General features: G+C 63.4%; 20 protein-coding genes. 9 read left to right on the top strand and 11 right to left on the bottom strand.

What is annotated here, in order from left to right; all coding sequences use genetic code 11:
• Positions 1 to 140 precede the first annotated feature (140 nt).
• From GM676_RS12505 to GM676_RS12490, 4 genes are read left to right on the top strand one after another with little or no spacing between them, the layout of a single operon-like run.
• Entirely contained in the window at positions 141 to 575 is a 435-nt protein-coding gene (locus tag GM676_RS12505) for an NfeD family protein (RefSeq protein WP_155463902.1), read from the top strand.
• A 21-nt stretch (positions 576 to 596) separates the two neighbouring features.
• A complete protein-coding gene (locus GM676_RS12500) occupies positions 597 to 1,532 on the top strand; it encodes an SPFH domain-containing protein (RefSeq protein ID WP_155463901.1) in 936 nt (311 codons plus the stop codon).
• Positions 1,533 to 1,534: 2 nt separating this feature from the next.
• Positions 1,535 to 1,951 carry a DUF4259 domain-containing protein gene (locus GM676_RS12495; protein WP_155463900.1) on the top strand — a complete coding sequence of 139 codons (417 nt, stop codon included), beginning with the start codon at positions 1,535 to 1,537 and terminating at the stop codon, positions 1,949 to 1,951.
• Entirely contained in the window at positions 1,948 to 2,784 is an 837-nt protein-coding gene (locus GM676_RS12490; RefSeq protein WP_155463899.1) for an NAD-dependent protein deacetylase, read from the top strand. The genes GM676_RS12495 and GM676_RS12490 overlap by 4 nt, the downstream gene beginning before the upstream one ends.
• Here the strand turns inward: GM676_RS12490 and GM676_RS12485 are convergent.
• The 3 genes from GM676_RS12485 to smpB all read right to left on the bottom strand — a co-directional run bounded on the left by GM676_RS12485 (position 2,781) and on the right by smpB (position 4,609).
• Positions 2,781 to 3,332: a FlgO family outer membrane protein gene (locus GM676_RS12485; RefSeq protein ID WP_155463898.1), complete on the bottom strand. Its 552-nt coding sequence runs from the start codon at positions 3,330 to 3,332 to the stop codon at positions 2,781 to 2,783. The genes GM676_RS12490 and GM676_RS12485 overlap by 4 nt on opposite strands.
• Positions 3,332 to 4,006, bottom strand: a complete 675-nt coding sequence (locus GM676_RS12480) for a hypothetical protein (RefSeq protein ID WP_229262658.1) — start codon at positions 4,004 to 4,006, stop codon at positions 3,332 to 3,334. Before GM676_RS12480 ends, GM676_RS12485 begins: the two co-directional genes overlap by 1 nt.
• Before the next feature lie 153 nt (positions 4,007 to 4,159).
• Positions 4,160 to 4,609 (bottom strand): SsrA-binding protein SmpB, encoded by a 450-nt coding sequence (gene smpB / locus GM676_RS12475; protein WP_155463896.1) that lies wholly within the window; start codon positions 4,607 to 4,609, stop codon positions 4,160 to 4,162.
• A 75-nt stretch (positions 4,610 to 4,684) separates the two neighbouring features.
• On the opposite strand from smpB, the gene GM676_RS12470 reads away from it, so the two are divergent.
• The 4 genes from GM676_RS12470 (at position 4,685) to GM676_RS12455 (ending at position 6,057) form a co-directional block, all read left to right on the top strand.
• Positions 4,685 to 5,119 (top strand): type II toxin-antitoxin system RatA family toxin, encoded by a 435-nt coding sequence (locus tag GM676_RS12470; RefSeq protein WP_155463895.1) that lies wholly within the window; start codon positions 4,685 to 4,687, stop codon positions 5,117 to 5,119.
• Positions 5,109 to 5,399, top strand: a complete 291-nt coding sequence (locus GM676_RS12465; protein WP_155463894.1) for an RnfH family protein — start codon at positions 5,109 to 5,111, stop codon at positions 5,397 to 5,399. Before GM676_RS12470 ends, GM676_RS12465 begins: the two co-directional genes overlap by 11 nt.
• A gap of 65 nt (positions 5,400 to 5,464) precedes the next feature.
• The gene (locus GM676_RS12460; protein ID WP_155463893.1) at positions 5,465 to 5,773 is read left to right on the top strand and encodes a hypothetical protein; all 309 of its coding nucleotides are present in this window, start codon (positions 5,465 to 5,467) and stop codon (positions 5,771 to 5,773) included.
• Between the two features lie 26 nt (positions 5,774 to 5,799).
• Complete coding sequence (locus tag GM676_RS12455) at positions 5,800 to 6,057, top strand: hypothetical protein (RefSeq protein ID WP_155463892.1); 258 nt, start codon at positions 5,800 to 5,802, stop codon at positions 6,055 to 6,057.
• On the opposite strand, the gene GM676_RS12450 is transcribed toward GM676_RS12455, so the two are convergent.
• Positions 6,054 to 7,247 (bottom strand): esterase/lipase family protein, encoded by a 1,194-nt coding sequence (locus GM676_RS12450; RefSeq protein ID WP_155463891.1) that lies wholly within the window; start codon positions 7,245 to 7,247, stop codon positions 6,054 to 6,056. The genes GM676_RS12455 and GM676_RS12450 overlap by 4 nt on opposite strands.
• Before the next feature lie 128 nt (positions 7,248 to 7,375).
• Between GM676_RS12450 and GM676_RS12445 the strand changes: the two genes are divergently transcribed.
• Positions 7,376 to 8,218 carry a substrate-binding periplasmic protein gene (locus tag GM676_RS12445; RefSeq protein WP_155463890.1) on the top strand — a complete coding sequence of 281 codons (843 nt, stop codon included), beginning with the start codon at positions 7,376 to 7,378 and terminating at the stop codon, positions 8,216 to 8,218.
• On the opposite strand, the gene GM676_RS12440 is transcribed toward GM676_RS12445, so the two are convergent.
• From GM676_RS12440 to GM676_RS12410, 7 genes are all read right to left on the bottom strand, one after another.
• Positions 8,215 to 10,416 (bottom strand): beta-glucosidase family protein, encoded by a 2,202-nt coding sequence (locus tag GM676_RS12440; protein ID WP_229262657.1) that lies wholly within the window; start codon positions 10,414 to 10,416, stop codon positions 8,215 to 8,217. The two genes, GM676_RS12445 and GM676_RS12440, sit on opposite strands and share 4 nt — an antisense overlap.
• An 81-nt stretch (positions 10,417 to 10,497) precedes the next feature.
• A complete protein-coding gene (locus GM676_RS12435; protein WP_155463888.1) occupies positions 10,498 to 12,867 on the bottom strand; it encodes a GH36-type glycosyl hydrolase domain-containing protein in 2,370 nt (789 codons plus the stop codon).
• A 13-nt stretch (positions 12,868 to 12,880) separates the two neighbouring features.
• On the bottom strand, positions 12,881 to 14,218 hold the full coding sequence (locus GM676_RS12430; RefSeq protein WP_371866214.1) for an MFS transporter: 1,338 nt from the start codon (positions 14,216 to 14,218) through the stop codon (positions 12,881 to 12,883).
• 92 nt (positions 14,219 to 14,310) lie between these two features.
• Complete coding sequence (locus GM676_RS12425; RefSeq protein WP_229262656.1) at positions 14,311 to 14,823, bottom strand: gluconokinase; 513 nt, start codon at positions 14,821 to 14,823, stop codon at positions 14,311 to 14,313.
• Between the two features lie 90 nt (positions 14,824 to 14,913).
• Positions 14,914 to 15,942 (bottom strand): HTH-type transcriptional regulator GntR, encoded by a 1,029-nt coding sequence (gene gntR / locus GM676_RS12420; RefSeq protein WP_155463887.1) that lies wholly within the window; start codon positions 15,940 to 15,942, stop codon positions 14,914 to 14,916.
• A 63-nt stretch (positions 15,943 to 16,005) separates the two neighbouring features.
• Positions 16,006 to 16,497, bottom strand: coding sequence for a DUF4124 domain-containing protein (locus GM676_RS12415; protein ID WP_155463886.1), 492 nt, complete (start codon positions 16,495 to 16,497; stop codon positions 16,006 to 16,008).
• A 74-nt stretch (positions 16,498 to 16,571) separates the two neighbouring features.
• Complete coding sequence (locus GM676_RS12410) at positions 16,572 to 17,045, bottom strand: FxDxF family PEP-CTERM protein (RefSeq protein WP_211923217.1); 474 nt, start codon at positions 17,043 to 17,045, stop codon at positions 16,572 to 16,574.
• Between the last annotated feature and the right edge of the window lie 127 nt (positions 17,046 to 17,172).

Raw genomic sequence — 17,172 nt, 5'->3', positions numbered from 1 at the left:
TGACGTAAGCTGAAAATGGTATAGACTGGAGTTATCGAATTTAGTGGCAAAACACTCTATCAATACCATCTGTCAGCAGCAAAAGACCCTCGCAGCCCATCCCGGGACGCGGGGGTTTTTTCATTTGAAAGGAGTGCATCATGGCTGATTGGAGCTACTGGCTGGCCGCGGCGGGCCTGACAGTGATACTGGAACTGTTCAGCGGAACGTTCTACCTGCTGATGATCGCCATCGGTCTGGCGGCAGGCAGCGCGGCGGCCCTGCTCGGCTTTGGCGAAGCGGTGCAATTGCTGGTGGCGGCGCTGGTCGGCGCCGGCGCCACCGTGGCGCTGCGCCGCAGCCGCTACGGCAAGCAGCAGGAACGCGTCGACGCGGCGCGCGACCCGAACGTCAACCTGGATATCGGCCAGACCGTGCATGTGCCGGAATGGCAGGATAACGCGGCGCGCGTGATGTATCGCGGCGCGCTGTGGGATGTGGAATTGGACACCAGCGTGGCGCCAGGCGTGGTGGCCACGCCTGGCCAGTACACCATCCGCGAAGTACGCGGCAGCCGCCTGATTGTGGCGGCTTAAGATTAATCAACGGAGATTTACATGGACATCAGCATAGGTAACGTCACCTTCATTCTGTTTATTCTGGCTTTGGTATTCGTCATTAAAACCATCAACGTGGTGCCGCAGCAGCACGCGTGGGTGGTGGAGCGACTCGGCAAGTATCACGCGACGCTGGGGCCGGGCCTCAACATCGTGATTCCGTTTGTCGACCGCATCGCTTACAAGCATGTGCTGAAAGAGATTCCGCTGGACGTGCCGCCGCAGGTCTGCATCACGCGCGACAACACCCAACTGCAAGTGGACGGCATCCTGTACTTCCAGGTGACGGATGCGATGCGCGCTTCGTACGGTTCGTCCAACTATATCGCCGCGATTACCCAGCTGGCGCAAACCACGCTGCGCTCGGTGATCGGCCGCATGGAGCTGGACAAGACGTTTGAAGAGCGTGAACACATCAACACCACCATCGTGAACGCGATCGACGAATCGGCCGCCAACTGGGGCGTGAAGGTGCTGCGCTACGAGATCAAGGACCTGACGCCGCCGAAGGAAATCCTGCACGCCATGCAGGCGCAGATCACCGCCGAGCGCGAGAAGCGCGCGCTGATCGCCGCCTCGGAAGGCCGCAAGCAGGAGCAGATCAACATCGCCAGCGGCGAACGCGAAGCGCAGATCGCGCGCTCGGAGGGCGACAAGCAAGCCGCCATCAACCGCGCGCAGGGCCAGGCGGCGGCGATTGTGGCGCTGGCGGAAGCGAATGCCTCGGCCTTGCGCCAGGTCGGCGCCGCGCTGCGCGAACCGGGCGGCGACGAGGCCATGAACCTGAAAGTGGCCGAGCAGTACGTCAACGCCTTCGGCCAACTGGCCAAGACCAATAATTCGATTATCATACCGGCCAATTTGGGTGACATGAGCGGGCTGATTGCTACCGCCATGCAGGTCGTCAAGACACAAGGCAAGATCATCAAGGAGTAACTATGGGGACCTGGGCAGTGGACGCCTTCGGCAACGATTACGCGCAGGACTGGGCGGAGGATCTGCACGAGACCGGCAACCTGGATGCGGTGGAAGACACGCTGAACACCGTGCTGGACAGCGGCGCCGAACTGGAGGCGCCGTTCGCGGCGGAAGCGCTGGTGGCGGCTGAAGTGCTGGCGCGTCTGCAAGGCAAGGGCGGCGCGCGTACCGAAGACAGCGCGGCGGTCGATGAATGGGTGGATGCGCGCAAGGCGAAGCCGGTGAAGCCGCGCGCCGATCTGGCCGAGAAAGCCGCGCGCGCCATCGAACGCGTCCTCGCGCCTGATAGCGAGCTACGCCAGCTGTGGGAAGACAGCGAACATTACGCCGACTGGCGCGCCGCCGTCGAAGACCTGCGCAGCCGCCTGAATTCATGACCATGAAGCACGAGATCGACCAGCTGCAAGCCTTTTTGCGGCGCCACCAGCGCGTGCTGGTGCTGACCGGGGCGGGCCTGAGCACCGCCTCCGGCATTCCCGATTACCGCGACAAGGATGGCGTGCGGCGCGGCCGCAATCCGATTCAGGGACCGGATTTCCGCAAGTCCGAGGCGGTGCGCCGCCGCTATTGGGCGCGCAGCATGGCCGGCTATCCGACCCTGGCGGGCGCCGCGCCGAACGCGGGCCACCATGCGCTGGCCGCGCTGGAGGAGGCCGGGCGGATTCACGGCATCGTTACGCAGAATGTGGATGGCCTGCACACGCGGGCCGGCAGCCGCAAACTGATCGAGCTGCATGGGAATATTCATGGCGTGGTCTGCCTCGACTGCCGCCGGGTGCATCCGCGTGCCGGGATTCAGGAATGGCTGGCACAGGCCAATCCGGAGCTGGTGCCAACCGGCCCGGCCGGCGAAGTGGTGCCGGAAGCGCGTCCCGACGGCGATGCGGAAGTCGAACTGGACGAGTTCCAGCATTTCCAGCTGCCTTACTGCGCCGCCTGCGGCGGCACCTTGCAGCCGGACGTGATTTTCTTCGGCGATAACATCCCGCCGCAGCGCACGACCGATGCCTTGCAGATGGCCGAGGAGGCCGACGCCGTGCTGGTGGTCGGCTCGTCGCTGATGGTGTTTTCCGGCTACCGCTTCGCCAAGTTGGCGGCGCAAGCGAACAAGCCGATCGCGGCCATCAATCTCGGGAAAACCCGGGCGGACGACCTGATCGGCTTGAAGGTGGCGGCGTCGGCAGTCGATATTCTGCCGCTGCTGCTTTAGTTCCGCTGCAACATGGAGCGGACGATGGCTTCCTTGGCCAGCACGTAGTCATGGCCGGCCAGCACGAAGTTGGTGTTGGGCTGGATCACCTTGACGTTGATGAACACCATGTCGCTGGTCTCGGCGTACGAGCCGACCACGATGGCTTGCGCGTTGTGGCTGTTGGCCACTTCGCCGATCTCGCGCGTGAGCATCAGCTCGCCCTGATTGCGTTTCAGGTAGACGCTGTTACGCAGCTTCATCTCCAGCATGCTCAGGCCGCCTTGCGCCATGCGCGTGGACAGCTGCTCGGAAACCAGGCGGCCCAGCGTGGTGGTCTGCTCCAGCGCGTCGATATTCACCACCGTGGCCATGATCAGCGGCTTGTCGGCCACCAGCTTGCCGCTCAGTTGCTGGAGCAGGGCGTCGGCGGCCTTGTAGTTGGCGTTGATGAACTGGTTGGAGGAAATGGTGGCGTAATTGCCTTCTTCCTGTTTCGGCGTGGAGGAGCAGGCGGCCAGCAGCAGCGGCGCGGCCAGCAGGGCGGTGCGCAATACGGTTTTCAGCATTACATGTCTCCGCGTACCTGGAAGGTACGGGTCAGTTTGGGTTCTTCGGGCTTGGGATCGACGATGCCGTACAGCACGCGGTCGGTATCGGCCACGTAGTAGGCCGAGGTGCTGCGCGCCAGATAGCGGTACTGGTCGGACACCGACACGGTGACGATGATCTCGGTCTTGGGCGTGGCGCCCGGCGCGAACTGGGCGTTGAACCAGTCGTAGGCGTCCCACGCGCCGGCGCCGGCCGCCGCGTAGGCCAGTGCCGGGGCTTCGATCTCGCTCAGCAGCCAGACGCCGGCGCCCAGAATGGCGCGCTCGCCGTGGTAGCGGTATTGCGGACGGTTGGCGCTGAAGGTGACAGCCTGCACGTCGAGGTCGACCTTGAGCGAGCCGGCCGGCGAACGCGACACCACATGGCCGTCGTTCACCAGCGAGGTGGTCAGCTGGGTCGCCAGCGCGCGCTGGAACGGCGTCGGGTCTTTCGACTCGTTGATGTAGACCGGGCGCGGCGGATTCTTCTTGAGCTCGGCGGCCACGTTCTTTTCGATATTGTCGGAGATGACGCCCCAGTGGTAAGCCGCTTGCAGCTTGGCTTGCTTGGTGGTGGGGAAGTTGGCGGCCAGCGGGGTGGGCGTGTAGCGCGCCGCACATCCTGCCAGCAAAATTCCGGCTGCCAGAGCCATTGCAGTTTTCAGCGCCATGATTGCCTCATCGTCAAAGGTGCGAATGTAAAATCGGTCACCCCCAAGTTTAGCATGGATGTTTCTAGTTAGAAATTCTATAAACAATAAAAAACCCGGTGCGGGACCGGGTTTTGTACAGAGGGCGCAACAGTTTTAGCGGCGGTGGGTTTTCATCGCCTGCGCCACCTCGCGCTTGCCGTCGCGATCTTTCTCGGTGGCACGTTTGTCGTGCATTTTCTTGCCCTTGGCGAGGCCGATTTCACATTTGATGCGGCCGCCCTTGTAGTGCAGGTTGAGCGGCACCAGGGTGTAGCCGGCGCGCGTGACCTTGCCGATCAGCTTGTCGATCTCCTGACGGTGCAGCAGCAGCTTGCGGGTGCGCACCATGTCGGGGGTGATGTGGGTGGAGGCGGTCGGCAGGGCGCTGATGTGGGCGCCAAACAGGTACAGCTCGTCGCCCTTGATGGTGACGTAGGCTTCCTTGATCTGCACCTTGTTGTCGCGGATGGCCTTGACTTCCCAGCCTTCCAGCACGATGCCCGCTTCGAAGCGGTCTTCGATGAAGTAGTCAAAAAAGGCTTTTTTGTTATCGGCTATGGTCATGAGATGGTATCGGTTAAACTACTGCTGCGCGCCGAAAAGCGCGAATAATTCAACATCATAGCAAATGGTTAGCACATGGCAGTAGTACACAAATCAGTTTTACTCGGTTATAGCGCCCGGCAAATGTTCGATCTGGTGGCCGCGATCGAGGACTATCCCAAATTCCTGCCATGGTGCGGTGGTGTTGAAATCAAGGAGCGCAATGGCGATACGGTGGTGGCCAGCGTTGGCATCAATTATCACGGTGTCAAGCAAAGCTTCACCACCGCCAATGAAAACACGGCGCCGACGACCATCAAGATGAAGCTGGTGGACGGTCCTTTCAAGTGCCTGGACGGCACCTGGACCTTCAAGGAGCTGCGCGCCGACGCCTGCAAGATCGATCTGGACCTGCACTACGAATTTTCCAGCGCCTTGCTGGCCAAGCTGGTGGGACCGGTGTTCGGCATGATCGCCAACAGCATGGTGGACTCCTTCTGCAAACGGGCGGAAACGGTGTATGGCGGCTGAGACCATCAACATTCAGGTGTGCTACGCCAGCGACGCGGTGCAATTCCTGCGCGCCTTGCAAGTGCCGGTGGACACCACGCTGGAACAAGCCATCGCCCTGAGCGGGCTGGCCGCCGAACTGCCCGGGGTGGACCTGAACGCGCTGGAAACCGGCATCTACGCCAAGAAAAAGCCGCGCGACACCGTGCTGCGCGAGCACGACCGCGTCGAACTCTACCGCCCCCTGATCGCCGATCCCAAACACGCCCGTCGCCGCCGCAAAACCCCCGCGCCCGTTTGATCCAGATCAGATGGGGCGGTACGCCCGGCAGGACAATGGAGCATCTACCGCTTCTGGAGGTCGAGATGGCGCCTCAATCCGAATCGCCGGTGCAGTTTGCGTTTGGCGCCAGATTTTCAAAGAATTTATACGTGAGTCTTAGCGCCGTCGAGTTTCGCGCTCTGAAGCTGCTGGTTGCGGAGGAGCCGGAAATCGGCGCGAAATTGCAGGGCTCCCGCAATTCTCGCTCTCTGGATTTTGCCGGTTGCGTGGTCTATTACTCCTACGAGCCTCTATTTCGAGCAATCTGCTTTATGGATGTTGAAAAAGTGGAATGGCATGGTTTGCGCCCGCCAAGTTGCCTACTACGTTTGCGGAACTTTTTCGGCGTATAGATCTCTGAAAGCATTGGAGGTGCATTATGAATACCAAGGCTATTTTGGAAGGCATCGAAGAGTTTCGCAGGTACTTGTCAGGTGAGGCGCCGATGTTGGTTGGCGGGGTGGATGACGATATTGCCGATCTGGTGCCGACGTATTTCAAGGGGACTCCCAATCCCAACGCGGAGATATGGAAGTTCTTCGAGTATGTGCAGGAAAATCCCAAGCGCTTTGAAGCGGAGTTGCGTGAGCATCACGCGGAGATGGTGCGCGCGCACTGGGCGCGGCTGAGGCGCTAGTGCAGGTTCGCCAGCAGGAAGTTCCGGGTGGCGGGCTGGGTGAAAAATTCGGTGTGCCATACTTCGTTTTGCTTTTGTTCTGCGCTGCCAAAGCTCAGCATGTGGGCATTGTCTGGCGCCGCTTGCGGCAGCAACACGCCGTCGTAGGGCACGACCAGGTCGTTTGCGCTGTCCAGCAGCACGCGCGAGAGCAGGGCGCCGGTGTGCTCCAGCATGGAGTCGCCGTAATCGAAGTTGGCGCGGACGTAGTAGCTGTTGGCGCCGGTCAGCAGGCTGGCGTCACGGTCCAGCTTGGCAATGAAGGCCGAACTGCTGGCCAGCGCTTGCACGCTGGGCCGGCCGAAGCCCATCGATACCACCAGCCGCGCCAGCCCGATCACCACATCCAGCGCCATGCCGCCGCTGAACGAGGCCAGCAGCGCCGCCGCGTTCAGGAAATGCTGGATTTCGTCCGGCGAGGCCAGCGCCGAGCCCCGGTTGGCCGCCGCCACGAACATCACCTTGCCCACCTTGGCGATGCGGCCATCGCGCGTGCGGCGGATGTCGGCCATGGCTTCGCTCAATAACGCGCGCACCACCAGGCCGCCACGGCTGTGGCAGAGGATGTCGACCTCCCAGCCGGCCTCGGCCGGCAGCAGCGACAGCAGGTCGAGCGCGTTGCGCTGAGGCGTCTTGGCGATGGTCCAGTGGTCGTAGCCGAATACCCGGCCTTCATAGCGCTCCAGCAACGGCTGCAAGTCCAGTGCGCCAAATGCGCCGTGGCACGAACTGAACACGCCATGCACCAGCAACAGCACCCGGCGTCCGTGGGCCGCCGCCAGTTCGTCGGCTGTGGCCGCCACGCCGTAGCCATGGCGCAACGACAGCAGGCGCTCCGGCTTGCTGTGCGCCTCGATGCGTTCGATCATGGCCTGCGTCATGCGCTCCTTGCTGCGCAGGGTGGCTTGCACAATCCAGTCCCAGCCCTGCGGCAGCAGCCCCTGCGTCGCCGACGGCACCACAAACTGCACGCAGCCGCTGTCCTTGTGGCGCACGATGTGCAGCTCGCTGTCGGCGATGTGTTCGGCCGGCAGCGGCGGTGTTCCGGCCAGCAGTTGCAAGTCCGGCGGCGCCGCCAGCAAGGCGTGATCGTCCGCCGCGTCTTGCAGGGCGCGATGCAGTTCGGCTTGCTTGGCTGGAGTGAGTGTCATGTTGCCAGTGTACCGCCGCTGGCCAGGCGCCCTTTGCACTGTTGCAAACAAGCTTTGCGGCGATGGGCCTTCCTCGCGCTCAGGCGCCAACCTAAGATACACTCATTGTTACCTCCAGCTAAGAGCCCATGATGAGACGCAACCGGTTGCTATTGATCGCCGTACTGTATTGCAGCCTGCCTGTTGCCCAGGCCGGCGGCGCCTGCCCGTCGGTCACGCGGGTCGGCCTGAGCGACCTGGGTTATGCCGCCTACCGCGAACAGGGGCGCATCGCCGGCATCGCGGTCGAGATCGCCAATGAGATGGGGCGCCGCACCGGCTGCAAGTTTGAATTCCACTGGTATCCGCGCCAGCGCCTGTTCATTGAGATGGAGGCCGGCCACATCGACATGACCATGGGCTCGGTCCGCACGCCGGAACGCGATGCGTACGCGCGCCATCTGCCGTACGCCTACCTGCAATACGATCTGGTCCTGGCGGCCGCGCCTTCACGCCAGTATCACAGCCTGGCCGATTTCGTCGAGCATGGCAGCGGGCGGCTCAACGTGACGCGTGGCGTGACCTATGGCGCGGCGGTCGACGCACAGCTGGCGCTGCTGGCCGCCGCCGGCCGGCTGGAGGTGGTGAACGATTATGAGACCGTGTTCGGCAAGCTGGAGATGGGGCGCGCCGACGGCACGCTCGCCACGCCGCCCATCTACAGCAAGTACCTGAAGCAAAGCAGCCTGCATCGCCGCGCCGCGGTTATTCCGATAGCGGAAGCGACGGCGCGTTTTACCGGCATCTATCTATCGAAGAAGACCATGGAGGAGCAGGTCCGCCAGCGTTACGCCCTCACGCTGAAGACGATGGTGGCGGACCTGTATGTGCACGGCATTTATACGCGCTATTTTGACGAAGCCATCGTCAAGCGCACTTTCCGACAAGGCCAGGGGCCGTTGCTCACGGCCTTGTCGGCGCCCGAGGATTAACGGCCGTTGACGTCCACGGTGCGGGCGTCCAGCTTGACCTTGACGCTGGCGGCTGGCTTGGCGCCGGCCGAGTCGGCCAGCGTGACCAGGTATTCACCGGCGGCGATCTTCCAGGTCTTGCTGGCGCTGTCGTACACGCCCAGCAGGCGCGGATCGATCTGCACGGTGGCCTTGCCGCTGGCGCCTGCTTTCAACTCCAGCTTGTCCCAGCCGCCCAGACGCTTGGGTGCTTCCCAGCCGCCCGCGACCGGCGACACGTAGACCTGGCCGACGGCCTTGCCATCGCGCTTGCCGGTGTTCTTGATGCTAAAGCTGACCTCGATGCCGCTGCCGGCTGGCTTGGCGCTCAGGCCTTCATACGCGAAGTTGGTGTACGACAGGCCGTAACCGAACGGGAACAGCGGCTTGTGGCCTTTCAGGTCGAACCATTTATAGCCAACCGCCGCGCCTTCGATGTTGTAGTCGGTGGCGACCTTCTCGATGATGTTCTCATCCTTGGTTTTGGCGTCGCCATCCAGCACCGGACGCGGCAATTGCGCCAGCGAGGCCGGGAAGGTGGCAGGCAGGCGGCCGGATGGATTGACTTCGCCGGCCAGCACGCGCGCGATCGCGGCGCCGCCGCTGGTGCCCGGATACCAGGCCTCCAGCACCGCGCCCACCTTGTTCAGCCACGGCATGACCACCGGGCCGCCGGTTTGCAGCACCACCACGGTCTTGGCGTTGGCCTTGGCCACGGCCTCGATCAGGGCGTCCTGCTTGTTCGGCAGGTTTAGGTCGTCGGCGTCGAAGCTTTCGGCCAGCCACTGGTTGGCGAACACGATCACCACCTCGCTGCTGGCGGCCAGCCTGGCGGCGGCGGCGACGTCCTTGCCGTCGTGGTAGGTCAGCTTTGCCTTGCTCAGCTTGGCCAGTTCGCCCATTGGCGACGAGCGGTGGTAGACGATAGGGCCGGGGAAGGAGGTCGGACCTTCGTTCGGCACGGCCGAGCCGCCGATCGGGTATACCTGCGCCGAGCCGCCGCCCGACAGCACGCCGACGTTGGCGTGGCCGCCGATGATGGCGATGCTGCGCACGCCGGAAGACAGTGGCAGCAGGTCGTGCTGGTTCTTCAGCAGGACGATGGCTTCTTCCGCATCGGCTTGCGTGATCTTGCCGTGGGCAACGAAGTCGATGCCGGCGTCGGCCGAGGTCGGCGCGGTGACCGGATGCTCGACCAGACCGTTGGCGAACATGGCGCGCGTGATGCGCTTGACCATGTCGTCCAGGCGCGCTTCCGGCACGTGGCGGTTGACCACCGCTTCCTTCAGGGCGCCGTTGAAGTAGTCCGATTTATCGAACGGGAAGCCGGACTGCTGGTCCAGGCCGCGCAGCGCGGCAGGAATGGTGGAGTGGGTCGCGCCCCAGTCGGACATCACGTAGCCCGGATATTTCCAGTCCTGTTTCAGCACCTGGTTCAGCAGGTAGTCGTTTTCGCAGGCGTAGTCGCCGTTGACGCGGTTGTAGGCGCACATCACCGAGCCAGGCTGGCCGCGCTCGATGGCGAACTGCATCGCCAGCAGGTCCGACATGCGGCCGGCCTGGTCGTCGATCTTGACGTTGACGTGGTTGCGGTTGGTTTCCTGGTCGTTGAAGGCGTAGTGCTTGACGGTCGAAATCATGTGGTTCGACTGGATGCCGCGAATCTGCTCGCCGACCATGATGCCGGCCAGCAGCGGATCTTCGCCGCCGTATTCGAAGTTGCGGCCATTGCGCGGTTCGCGCATCAGGTTGACGCCGCCCGCCAGCTGGATGTTGAAGCCGGTGCTGCGCGCCTCGCTGCCGATCATGGCGCCGCCGGCGAAGGCGACTTTCGGGTTCCAGGTGGCGGCGGTGGCGATGCCCGACGGCAGGGAGGTGCGCTCGTATGGTTTCTTCGACACGGCCTGCGTGGCGACGCCGACGCCGGCGTCCGACTGCCACTGCGAGGGCAGACCCAGGCGCGGAATGCCGGGCACCCAGCCGGCGGAATCCGGACGGCCTTCCTTCGGCTGCTCGAATTTCTTCGGCGTGAACTCGGTCGAGAAGTAGGCGAACACGGTCTGGATCTTTTCATCCAGCGTCATCGCCTTGACCAGCTGTTCGGCGCGCGCGTCCGGCGACAGCGCCGGATTCAGCCAGGGCTGGTTGGCGTCCGCGGCGTGCGCGGCACCGGTTAACATGAGTGGATAAGCCAGTGCCAGAGACAGCCAGAGACGCTTTTTCATACGATTACGTTGTCCTTGTAGTTTTATGTTGATTGATCAGCGCGGAATCAAAACTTCCAGCGCGTAAGCTCCGCCCGCAACGATACCGGTGAAAACGTTTTCAGTCAAACACCTGCCTTCATGCCAGACCTGAATTTCTTTAACGTCGGCACGTTGTATAGACACGTTGAAAGTCGCGTGGCGGAACTGGCGCACCACCTTGATGCCATCCCAGTGCGACGGCAGTTGCGGCTTGATGACCAGGCCGTCGGCATTGCCTTTCAGCCCGCACAGGCCTTCGATGAAGCACTGGTAAGCCCAGGACACCGTGCCGGTGTTGAACAGCTGGCTGGAACGGCCGGCCGTGCGCGGGTACTCGTGCCAGGCGCCGCGATAGTAGTTGGGGATGAACACCGGCAGCTGGCCGCGCTGGAGGTAATCGGCCTCGCCCGGGCCGGGCAGCATGCGGCGCAGCAGGTCGTAGGCGCGGTCGCTTTCGCCGATGCTGTACAGGCTGTAGATGTAGAACACGGCGGCGTGGTTGTACACCGCGCCGTTCTCGGCCGAGCCCGGATGCTTCTGCGTCACGCGGCCGACGTCGTCGCGCATGGCGCTGAATGGCGGCGCGAACATCTGCACGCCGTAAGGCGTCACCAACTGCTGGTCGACCTGTTGCAGCATGGCGGCGCGCTGGCCCGGGTTGGCCGCGCCGCCGAGAATCGCCCACGCTTGCGGATTGAGCCAGATGCGGCCTTCTTTGTCCTTGCTGGTGCCGAACACCACGTCATCATCGGTGATGCCGCGCGCGAACCAGTCGCCGTCCCACAGGTGTTCGTTGGCGGCGCGATTGACGGTGCGCGCGCCGGCGCGGAAGTGCTTGGCGCTTTCGGCCAGCGAGGAACTGGCGCCGGTGGTTTCGCAAATCTCGGCCCACAGATTGAGGGCGTAGGCGGTGGCCACGGTCAGCCAGCCGGACACGCCGCGGCCTTTGTAGCCAACCATGTTCATCGGGTCGCACCAGTCGCCCTGGGCGATGTAGCTGAGGCCGCGCTTGTCGCGCGCTTGCAACAGCCAGTCCATGGCGCTGCTGACGCGCTCGGACACGGTGAGGGCAACGCCGCTTTCCACGCCGACCACGTCTTCGTTGAGGATGTCGTAGTCGCCGGTTTCGTCGAGGTAGACTTTCAGCGCCACCGGCAGCCACACGCAGTGGTCGGTGTGCGGCACCTGGTTGATGTATTTGAGCTCGGCGCCTTCGGCCACCAGAATCCCGTCCGGCATGGCGCCGCTGGCCTCCTGCTGCGACAGCGCGTGCAGGAAGGCCTTGCGCATCACGCTGGGCTTGATGAAGCTCATGCCCATGTTGTCCTGCAGGTAGTTGCGGGTTTGCGGATCGGTGCTCAGGCGGTTGACGTCGCCGTGATAGAACACCTGGCGCGGCAGCCAGTGGTTGACGAAGTTGTCGAGATCGGCGTCCGGCGTTTCGATGCGCAGGCAGCCCTGGCCGCCGGCGATGTAGGCCGCGTATTGTTTTTGCGTGGCGGCGAAGGCCTCGGCGCTCAGGTACCTGGCGCGCACGGCCTTGATCTCGGCGTCGTCAAACGCCGGGCCGAACAGGAAGCGGTAGTCGCGCGCCTCGCCATCGGCCAGCGACAGGCGGTACTGCACGGCGGCGGTCGGCGTTTCGTAGCGGGCGTCGCTGCCGCCCAGCTGTTCGGCCTCGATGGCGGCCGGGCGGTTTAGCGTGCCTTCGCCTTCGAAGGCGGACTGGCGCACTTCCCACGCGTCCGGCGCCTGCTCGCACAGGAAGTAGGTCTTGTCCTTGAAGTCCTTCTGCTTGAAGTAGTCGGCCACCTTCTGGTACGGCGTGACGCTGCTGGCCACCACGCCGCCCAGATCCGCGCGGTATTCGCCGGACTGGTTCATCCACGACATGTAGCCGATCGGGAAGTAGGGGTAGACGCTGAGCTTGCGGACGCGGCCCGAGATGTTCGTCACGCGCAGCGACCACAGTTCCACCACGTCCGCCACCGGCAGGCTGAGGGTCAGTTCGACGCGCACGCCCAGATGCTCGACGGTCCACGCCAGATTGCTTTTGCCGACCGAGAAATTGAAGCGGTCGACCTTGGTGCGCACCGGCTCGTACGGCGCCGAGAACAGCTCGCCCGTCTCTTCGTCCTTGATGTAGAAGAAGCGGCCCGGGTGGTGCGCGTAGTAGTTTTGCTCCGGCTGCATGAAGGTCTTGGCCTCCAGATTCGGCGCGTGCGCATACTTGGCCGGTTCCGGCTGCATGAACTGGGCGGTGGCGTAGCCGCGGCAGGTGATCTGTATCATCATCTTCTGATTCCACAGGAAACCGGCTGCCTGCGGCATGGCCGTGGGGCTGGTCAGTTCATAGCGGTCGCCGTTGTGGGTGGGGCGTAACATAGACATCTCTCCGTCAGGATTTGCGCGCTTCGAGATCGTGCTGGATCTGGAGCAGTTTTTGATTATCGAGGTTGTAGAAGAACATGACCGCCACCGCCAGCAGCGCGAAGGCGGCCGGAATGAAGGACATCAGCCACACGATGCCGGCCTGCGACACGGCGCTCTGGGCGGCGTTGGCCACGTAGCCCAGCTGGGTGAAGATGGCGCCGATCACCGCCACCGCGACGGCGGTGCCCAGCTTCTGCGAGAAGGTGGCGGCGGCGAAGGTCATGGCGGTGGCGCGGCGGCCGGTGCGCCATTCGTTGTAGTCGGCGGTGTCGGCGTACATGGAGAAGGCCAGCGGCGACTTCGGCCCCAGCGCCAGCCCCATGCCGATTTGCAGCGCGAACATCAGCCACACCTGGTCCTTCGGCACGAAGAAGAAGGCCGAGGAGAGCAGGGCGGTGATGGTCATCAGGACCATCATCAGCTTTTTCTTGTCGACGAAGCGCGTCATCAGCGGCGTCAGCGAGGCGCCGGCGGCGGCCGCCATCATGTAGGCCGGCACGAAGCCCGCCATCAAATCCGGCCGCTCCACCACGTACTTGAAGTAGTAGGCCGCGCTGCTGGTGCGCAGCGTGATGGTGATCATGATGATCAGCGCCAGGAAGAACAGCGCCACCCACGGGCGGTTCTGCGACAGGTCACGCAGGTCTTGCCAGACGTTGGTCTTTTGCTCGGCCGGCGGCGCGATCCGTTCGCGCGTGTTGAGGAAGGTGAGCACGAACAGCACCGAGGCAAACGCGCTCCACGCCAACATGGTCAGCTGCCAGCCCAGCTTGTCGTTGCCGCCGCCCAGATGACGCACCAGCCACGGCGTGGCCGCCGTCACCAGCGTGCCGCCGGCAAAGGCGAAGATGAAGCGCAGGCCGTTGACGGTGGAGCGCTCCTGCGCATCGGCCGACAGCACGCCGGACAGCGCGTTGTACGGAATGTTGATGCAGGTGTAGCACACCATCATCGCCAGGTAGGTGCCGTAGGCCCAGATAATCTTGCCGTCCTCCGACAGGTCGGGCGTGGTGTAGGTGAGGAAGGCGGCGCAGGCCAGCGGCAGCGGCACCCAGATCAGGTAAGGCCGGAACTTGCCCCAGCGGGTGCTGGTGCGGTCGGCCGCCGCGCCGATCATGGGGTCGGTGAATGCGTTGATGAGCTTGATCGTGAACATCATGGAGGCGGCCGCCGCGGCTGAGATGCCGAAGGTGTCGGTGTAGTAAATCAGCAGGAAGGTGGCGACGTTGGTCCAGTAAAAATTGAAACCCATGTCGGCCACGCCGTAGCTGATTTTTTCGCGCCAGGTCAGTTGTTTGTTCACGGTGGTCTTCAAACGCTTGTAAAAGCAGGCAGCGTAACACTGCCTGAACGGAACTTGCTACAGTTCCGGGGAGAGCTCTTTGATAGCGGTAACTATGTTCTTAAAATCTGCCGCACCAAGTCCACCGGCTGGCGGGCGATGTCCAGCACGATGCCGGCCTCGTCGTCCTCCAGCGGCTCCAGCGTGGCCAGTTGGCTGTCCAGCAGGGTGGTGGGCATGTAATGGTCCTTGCGCGCCGCCATGCGCTCGGCGATCAGCTCGCGCGGGCCGGCCAGGTGGGCGAAGCGCAACTCGGGATCGGCGCTGCGCAGCAGATCGCGGTAGCGCCGCTTCAACGACGAGCAGGACAGCACCAGGCCGCTGTGCCTGAGGCGGGCTTCGCGGATCTCGCGGTGCAGGGCCCACAGCCAGTCGGCGCGGTCGGCATCGGTGAGCGGCACGCCGGCCGTCATCTTGGCCACGTTCTCGAAGGAGTGATAGGTGTCGCCTTCGAGGAAGGGCACGTCCAGCGCCCCGGCCAGTTGCAATCCCACCGAACTTTTGCCGCAGCCGCTGACGCCCATGACGACCCAGCGTGCGGGTTTGAGGTTGACACTTTTGAGCATATGAATGATAGCGCTAACAGGTGCTGCGAGTTTAGACGGATTGCGAAATTTGTAAAGCACTATCGATGGTGCGGCGCAGCAGACGGGGTTTTATGCGCTTTCGCGCGCCATCAGCGTGAAGCCAAGGTCGATCTGGCGCGTGGCCGGCTGCTCGCCCTTAATGACCGAGCGCAGCAGGGTGGCCGCCTCGAAACCGATGCGGTAGCGCGGCGTGCCGATGGTGGTCAGGGACGGATTCATCCAGGCCGAGGCCGGCAGGTCGTTGAAGCCGCAGATGGCCAGTTGCGACGGCACGGCGATGCCGCGCCGCTGGCACTGGTAGATGGCGCCGTGGGCGAGGTCGTCGTTGCAGCAGAAGATGGCGTCGCAATCGGGCGCCTGCGCCAGCATCCGGCCCAGCAGCTCGGCGCCCAGCGCGATGGTGGACGGCTCGCCGACCATCACCTCCAGCTTGGCGTCGGCGCGGCCGGCTTCCTGCATGGCCTTGCGGTAGCCTTCGGCGCGGCGCAGGGTACGCTCGTCCAGCTGGGCGCCGATGAAGCCGATGCGCTTGTGGCCCTTGTCCAGCAGGTAGCGGGTCATGGCGTGGCCGGCCTGGAATTGCGAGAAGCCCACGGTGTACTGCTCGGGGTCGGTGGACATGTCCATCATCGACACCACAGGCATGCGCAGGGTCGACAGGATTTGCTGCACGCGCGGGCTGTGGGTCAGGCCGGACAGCAGCATGCCGTCCGGATTCGATTGCAGATAGGTGTTGATCAGCTTTTCCTCTTCCTTGTCGGAATAGCGGGTGTTGCCGATCAAGATCTGGTAATCGTCGGCGTCCAGCGCGTCCTGGATGCCGGCCAGCACCTCGGTGAACACGGCGTTCGACAGCGACGGCACCAGCACCGCGATCACCTTGGACTGCGAGGAGGCGAGGGCGCGGGCGGCGCGGTTCGGCACATAGCCGAGCTCGGCCACGGCCGCATCGACGCGGTCGCGCAAGGCCTGTGACACCATCTCCGGCTGGGTGATGGCGCGCGAGGCGGTCATGGTGGCCACGCCGGCCTTTTCCGCCACCATGGCGAGGGTGATGCGTCCGCTGGCGCGGCTCTTGCCCGCTTGAGTCTTGGTCATTGCTGCGCTGTGTATGATGGTGATAGCGATATCATACGGCAGCTACGCCGAAAGTAAGAGCCTCTATTTGCATTCGGCCAACACTTTTTGCGTGTTTTTGCGCAATTCTTCGCGTTGTTCGTCGTTCATATAGCCGCGTTCGCCGTTTTTATCGTAGGTGCTGAGGCGCAGGCCCTGGTCGAGCGCTTGCTGGTTCTGGCGGGCGGCGTTGCAATTGGCGGCCTCGTCGGCCTTGCGCTGGGCAGTGGCGGCGGCCTGTTTCGCCGTCTCGGCGGCTTCGGCCTTGCGCTTGTTGAAGTCGGCGTTGCGCTCGGCCAGGGTGGGCGCCGGCTTGGCGGCCGGGGTGTCGGCGGCGGCAGACTCGGGCTCGGTGGCGTTGGGATTGAACAGCGGCTTGCCGGGCGCCTTCAGGATGCGTTTTTCCGGCACATTGGGTGGCGGCGGGCGGTCGGACAGCTGTTTGACGCCTTTTTCATCGATCCACATGTATTGGGCCAGCGCCAGTGGTGTGGTGACGAGCAGCAGGACGGCTAGCAGGGTGTTGCGGGGATTCATAAAAGCGCTCCAGATGACATACAACGATTTCGCCATGATTCATGGCAACTGTCAACCGGAGCGCCACTGCTGCTTTACGACTGCTTCTTGCGGCGCGCCGCCATGCCCAGCAGGCCCAGGCCGCCCAGCAGCATGCCGTAGGTGGCAGGCTCAGGTACGGCGGTGACCGTGATGGCGCCCTGGTATTGCGCGAACGCGGAGGTCGACTCGTCGCCGGTCAGCACCAGCGTGAATGGCGAATTGGCGCCGATGGTCAGGCCGCCAACGCTGAAATAGCCGGTTGGGCCGCCCAGCACCAGCGAGGTGCCCAGGTTGTTGTTCAAGGCGACCGAGGCGATATTCAGGAAGTTGCCCTGATACGAAACGGTTACGTTGTACAGGCCGGTTGCCAGACCGTCGAAGGTGATGGTATCCGAGCCGCCTTCCAGCAGCGTTGGAATACCCGAGAACTCCGTGGTGCCGAGACCGATGTTGACGATCTGGTCGGCGGCGCTGGCGGAGAATGCGGCGCCAGCGAGTAATGCAGCAGCGAGTAGCTTCAGTTTCATCGTAGAACCCCTAAACATAACGTTATAGTGACCGGCAGATGCAGCTGCCGGGCTGTTTTTGCCACTTGTCAGGTGGCCAGCCAAGATAGCGTTTTTCTTAGATTGGCGTTAAAACAACACCAATTCC

It is taken from the genome of Duganella radicis (assembly GCF_009720825.1).
Taxonomy (GTDB): Bacteria; Pseudomonadota; Gammaproteobacteria; order Burkholderiales; family Burkholderiaceae_D; genus Rugamonas; species Rugamonas radicis.
Note: the sequence above shows the minus strand (reverse complement) of the source record. Positions and strands in the feature narration are given on the sequence as shown.

Coding starts and splice junctions, on each gene's coding strand:
- GM676_RS12425 (WP_229262656.1), bottom strand. CDS start 14,823: ATGCTCAAAAGTGTCAACCTCAAACCCGCACGCTGGGTCGTCATGGGC.
- GM676_RS12495 (WP_155463900.1), top strand. CDS start 1,535: ATGGGGACCTGGGCAGTGGACGCCTTCGGCAACGATTACGCGCAGGAC.
- GM676_RS12450 (WP_155463891.1), bottom strand. CDS start 7,247: ATGACACTCACTCCAGCCAAGCAAGCCGAACTGCATCGCGCCCTGCAA.
- GM676_RS12415 (WP_155463886.1), bottom strand. CDS start 16,497: ATGAATCCCCGCAACACCCTGCTAGCCGTCCTGCTGCTCGTCACCACA.
- GM676_RS12445 (WP_155463890.1), top strand. CDS start 7,376: ATGATGAGACGCAACCGGTTGCTATTGATCGCCGTACTGTATTGCAGC.
- GM676_RS12435 (WP_155463888.1), bottom strand. CDS start 12,867: ATGTTACGCCCCACCCACAACGGCGACCGCTATGAACTGACCAGCCCC.
- GM676_RS12490 (WP_155463899.1), top strand. CDS start 1,948: ATGACCATGAAGCACGAGATCGACCAGCTGCAAGCCTTTTTGCGGCGC.
- smpB (WP_155463896.1), bottom strand. CDS start 4,609: ATGACCATAGCCGATAACAAAAAAGCCTTTTTTGACTACTTCATCGAA.
- GM676_RS12440 (WP_229262657.1), bottom strand. CDS start 10,416: ATGTTAACCGGTGCCGCGCACGCCGCGGACGCCAACCAGCCCTGGCTG.
- GM676_RS12460 (WP_155463893.1), top strand. CDS start 5,465: ATGGCGCCTCAATCCGAATCGCCGGTGCAGTTTGCGTTTGGCGCCAGA.
- GM676_RS12465 (WP_155463894.1), top strand. CDS start 5,109: ATGGCGGCTGAGACCATCAACATTCAGGTGTGCTACGCCAGCGACGCG.
- GM676_RS12480 (WP_229262658.1), bottom strand. CDS start 4,006: ATGGCTCTGGCAGCCGGAATTTTGCTGGCAGGATGTGCGGCGCGCTAC.
- GM676_RS12455 (WP_155463892.1), top strand. CDS start 5,800: ATGAATACCAAGGCTATTTTGGAAGGCATCGAAGAGTTTCGCAGGTAC.
- GM676_RS12470 (WP_155463895.1), top strand. CDS start 4,685: ATGGCAGTAGTACACAAATCAGTTTTACTCGGTTATAGCGCCCGGCAA.
- gntR (WP_155463887.1), bottom strand. CDS start 15,942: ATGACCAAGACTCAAGCGGGCAAGAGCCGCGCCAGCGGACGCATCACC.
- GM676_RS12505 (WP_155463902.1), top strand. CDS start 141: ATGGCTGATTGGAGCTACTGGCTGGCCGCGGCGGGCCTGACAGTGATA.
- GM676_RS12410 (WP_211923217.1), bottom strand. CDS start 17,045: ATGAAACTGAAGCTACTCGCTGCTGCATTACTCGCTGGCGCCGCATTC.
- GM676_RS12500 (WP_155463901.1), top strand. CDS start 597: ATGGACATCAGCATAGGTAACGTCACCTTCATTCTGTTTATTCTGGCT.
- GM676_RS12485 (WP_155463898.1), bottom strand. CDS start 3,332: ATGCTGAAAACCGTATTGCGCACCGCCCTGCTGGCCGCGCCGCTGCTG.